Here is a 1,601-nt window from a genome sequence, read left to right on the forward strand (position 1 = left end):
CGGGCCCTCGATCTTGATCACCTCGGCGCCCAGATTGGCCAGGATGGTCCCGGCGTAGGCGCCGGCGATCACCGTGCCCAGGTTCAACACCCTGATGCCGGCCAGCGGTGCAGCCGTGGGCCGTGCATCCACAACTCCGGCGTCTTTCTCCGGCCACGACGGCGCCGCACCGGCGGCCTGCGGCAGACCTTTGACCCGCGCCGGGGTCGCGCTCAGGCGAGCGGGCGGCGCCGGCATGGCGACCTCTCCCAAAGTCGGATGATCAAAGGCCAGCCGCATTCCGGCCTCGGCGACCACAGCGCCGCCCAGCCAGACGTCGCCCCGGCGGACCGGGCCGCAGGGTACGTCGTGCGCCTTCAGCAATTCCAGCCATTCGGCGCGCGGGCGGGTCTCGAAGATGCCGATCAGCATCTCGCGGGCGCCGACCATGTCCTGTTCGAGCACGTCGAACAGGTCGCCGAGTTCGAGCGCCTCGAACGCCTTGCGGTAGAAGTTGGTGAACAGGGTGCCCAGAAAAAACCACTCGCCGTCGGCGCACTGGTAGAGGCGGTAGCGCGGATTGGCGCCCGGCGGGATGCCACGCGGCAGAGGCTCGATATTGTCGAAACGCATCGGCGGCGCGCATTCGGCCGAGCCGTGCAGGCCGCTGACGGTGACCGCCTGACCCAGGCCGCTGTGAGACCGCTCGAACAGGGCTGCGCCGATGGCGGCGGCGCCCAGCACCGCCTGAGATGATTGCGCGATCGGCAGGACCATATGGACCGGCTGGTCGGTCCAGGCTCCCTGGCGGAACGGCATGGCGGTCAGGGCCGCCAGCAGGCTGTGGTGGCTGGGCAGGTCACTCCAGCGCCCGGAGGTTCCATAGGGCGGCATCCAGGCGTGGATCAATGCGGGGTGCGCGCCGGTCAGTGTGGCGGCGTCCAGCCCCAGAGCCTTCAGTCGCGTGGGGCCAAAATCGAACAGCGCCACATCGGCCCCGGCGATCAGGGTCCGCGCCGCCGCCATGCCCTGGGGCGTCTCCAGGTCCAGGGTCACCACCTGTTTGTTGCGGTTCCACGCCAGATATCCAGGGTGCTCCTTCAATCGGTCGCCGCCGGGGGGCTCGATCTTGACCACCTCAGCGGCGAAATCGCCCAGCAGCATGGCGGCCATCGGCCCCACCATGCCCTGGCTGAAATCCGCGATCCGCACGCCCTGATAGGCCGTCATGCCGGCAAGCCTCCCCAGCCCATTGCGGCGGCGCGGTTACCGCGTCTCGCCGAGCCCATCAAAGCCGGGGTTCGATCCCGTAGCAAGCGGGCAGGCGCTAGAGCGCGACAGCTTCAAGTGGATACCGGTTGAAGCGCCCGTCGCGCTCTAAACATATGACGAGCGAGCCTGTTTATCCGGATCAGATGATTCCATCTGATTCGGAAAGGCTCTAGACCCGCAACACGGTGGTCTCCACCACCGGGCGCCGACCCCAGATCCGCTGGCTGGCCTTCTTGACGCCGCGCGAGATGGCTTTCTCGATAGCCTCGTCCATCTCGAGCTCATTGCCCTTCAAGCGCTTCAACGCCGTCTCCGCCTCATCGGCCAGGTCGTTCAGCACCTCGTCGAGA

Annotated in this window: 1 protein-coding gene and 1 pseudogene; both read right to left on the minus strand. The window is 67.7% G+C overall.

Features of this window, described 5'->3' with window-relative positions:
- The coding region (locus RMO97_RS15560) for a CoA transferase (protein WP_310541953.1) at positions 1–1,209 on the minus strand (1,209 nt) is incomplete at its 3' end.
- Positions 1,210–1,420: 211 nt separating this feature from the next.
- A pseudogene (locus tag RMO97_RS15565) lies at positions 1,421–1,601 on the minus strand (MBL fold metallo-hydrolase); the annotation flags it as partial.

Origin of the sequence: Phenylobacterium sp., assembly GCF_031425575.1 — a bacterium.
GTDB lineage: Bacteria > Pseudomonadota > Alphaproteobacteria > Caulobacterales > Caulobacteraceae > Phenylobacterium.